The following is a 2,549-nucleotide window of genomic DNA, read 5'->3' as shown; positions in this document are numbered from 1 at the left end:
ACCCGGTAGAAGCCGCCGGCCGCCGCGTGCAGGGCGTCCACGACGTAGCGCGCTCCCGGTTCCCGTATCGCACGGGGGAACTGGACGTTCCACGACGGCTGGTAGCCCTCGGAGACCACGTGCACGCGCACGCGGCCGCCGTCCTGTACGCATTCGACGACGACCGTCCCCGCGGGGGCGTGGGCGACGGTGTCCACCGCGGCCACCGCCGTGGCCGGTGCGTACGTCGGCAGGGCGGCGTCGAGTTTGACGTCCCGCGCCACCGGCACCGTGCCCTGCTGCGCCGCGGCGATGGCCGCTTCGCTCGCGTCCACGCACACCAGGGAGCCGTCGGTGGTCACCAGGTACAGCCGCTCGTCGCGGTACTGCATCGAGAGCGCCGAGCCGCCGCCCGTGCCGAGCTTCCACAGGCGTGCGCCGTCCCGGTCGAAGCAGTAGACGGAGGACTGCGAGTCACCCGCGAAGACGAAGCGCCCGCCGGGCGAGGTGGCGCACGAGTACACAGCGCTGTCGCAGGTGTACGTGGCCTCGATGGCGCCGGTGGCCTTCGAGAGCCGCTGGGTGACGTGGTGCGCGGTGCCCGCGTACACGGCGTCGTTCTCCTGCCAGCCGAACAGGACGCCGCCGCGGGTGGACGTGTGCCACAACTCGCCGCTGCCGTCGGGCGCGTAGGCGGTGACGCCGCGGTGGTGGCCGTGGTAGACGGCCCGTTCGTCGGCACGGACGAGCCAGGCGTGCCGGCCCTGGCTGCGGCGGGCCCACTGGTGCTCGTCCTCGTGGTCGATGACCGTGAGCAGCCCGGCGCGGTCGGAGACGTTCAGCACGCCCTCGTGGATGTCCAGCCAGAAGATGTCGACGTCCGCAGCGATGTCGTACGCGGCGAACGGCAGCTTCGAGGAGAGGTCGTAGACCCGGCCGTCGTCGCACCCCGCGTAGATCCAGAAGTCGTCGGCGACCAGGCACTTGACGCCGTCCGGCAGGCCGAACCGGGCGAGGACCCCGCCGTCGTGGTCCAGGGTGTAGACGTCGCCCGCCTGGTTGCCCACCCAGCAGCGCTCGTCGTCGACGTGGATGCCGAACGCCGAGGAGCCCGTGCGGAACCGCCACACGACGGGGGCCACCGCGCGCGCCGTGGACGGCGCGGAAGCCACCGAGCGCCGCGTCACCGCGCGCGGGGCGCGCTGTCCCGGCACGGCCGGCGCGTAGCCCTTGCGGACCTTCTCCCCCACCTTCCGCGCGGCGGCCGCCTGCGCCTTCTGCGCCGTCGCGAACGTCGTCGTCTGCACCTGCCCGGCGGCCCCGATCCGCCCGTAACGCACGGTCACCCGCAGGCCGTCGACGCTCACCTCGTAGAACTTGTGCGCGCCACCGCCCTCTTGGGACAGCTCCAGATACGTCGTCGACACCGCAGTCCCGGCAGCCATGCCAGTCCCCTCCCCAGGCTGGACCCGCCCCGTTCCGGCCGGTCCGAACGCTACGCATCGTAGGAGGAGCCACTGACACCGGCGCCGGCGACGAAGGCCGGTCGCACCCCCGGCACCGCACGCCGCGGAAGGGTGCTTCCGCCTCGCCGTCCGGGTGATAGTTCGGCGCGCACGAGCGGGGTCCCCTGGCGTGGTGGTATTCCGACCTTGCTCGTCCGGTGCGTGGGCTGTGCCCTGTTCCGGCCTCGGAAGGATCGTCATGGACCATTCGCCGTACCCGGTCAGCGACGTGATGACGCAGCGGGTCGTCGCGCTCGGCAGCGGGCGCCCGTCCGCGCCTGCGCCCGGGGATCCGTGAGCGGGCCGGGCGGGTCCGGCGCCGCCGCGCCGATCCGCGTCTTCCTGCTGGACGACCACGAGGTGGTGCGGCGCGGACTGCGGGACCTGCTGGAGGACGAGCCGGACATCCGGGTGGTGGGCGAGGCGTCGACGGCCGGTCAGGCGGTGGCCCGCGGTCCCGCGCTCCGGCCCGACGTGGCGGTCCTCGACGTCAGGCTCCCGGACGGCAACGGCGTCGCGGTGTGCCGGGAACTGCGCTCCCGGGTGCCGGACCTCCCCTGCCTCATGCTCACCTCCTTCGACGACGACGAGGCGCTGCTGGACGCGATCCTCGCCGGTGCCGCGGGCTACGTACTCAAGCAGATCAAGAACTCCGACCTGGTCGCGGCCGTGCGCACGGTCGCCTCGGGGCAGTCGATGCTGGACCCGGCCACGACCGGCCGGCTGCTGGACAGCCTCCGGGGCGGGCCCGGGGAGTCCGGGGAGCAGGGTCCGCTCGCCGACCTGGCTCCCCGGGAGCGGGAGATCCTCGCCCTGATCGGCGAGGGCCTCACCAACCGGGAGATCGGCGATCGGCTCTACCTCTCGGAGAAGACGGTCAAGAACAACATCTCCCGGCTGCTGGGCAAGCTCGGTGTGGAGCGCCGCATCCAGGCCGCGGTGATCGCCACGGAGGAGGGCGTACGCCCCGAAGGCGACGGCACCCGGGACCGGTGATCGGCTCGGCGGCGTACCGGGAGGACCGGTCACCGGCGGGTGAGGGGCACCGACCACGTGACGCGTGTG

General features: G+C 73.2%; 2 protein-coding genes. One reads left to right on the top strand and one right to left on the bottom strand.

Annotation, left to right across the window (positions count from 1 at the left end; translation table 11 throughout):
• On the bottom strand, positions 1–1,424 hold a 1,424-nt coding region (locus tag H5J30_RS26790; protein WP_181789902.1), incomplete at its 3' end, for a WGR domain-containing protein.
• A 354-nt stretch (positions 1,425–1,778) separates the two neighbouring features.
• On the opposite strand from H5J30_RS26790, the gene H5J30_RS26785 reads away from it, so the two are divergent.
• Complete coding sequence (locus H5J30_RS26785) at positions 1,779–2,480, top strand: response regulator (RefSeq protein ID WP_181789901.1); 702 nt, start codon at positions 1,779–1,781, stop codon at positions 2,478–2,480.
• The last annotated feature ends 69 nt before the right edge of the window (positions 2,481–2,549 follow it).

The organism is Streptomyces phytophilus (assembly GCF_013870535.1).
GTDB lineage: Bacteria > Actinomycetota > Actinomycetes > Streptomycetales > Streptomycetaceae > Streptomyces > Streptomyces phytophilus.
The sequence above is the reverse complement of the archived record's forward strand: the minus strand, read 5'-3'. Positions and strand labels throughout refer to the sequence as shown.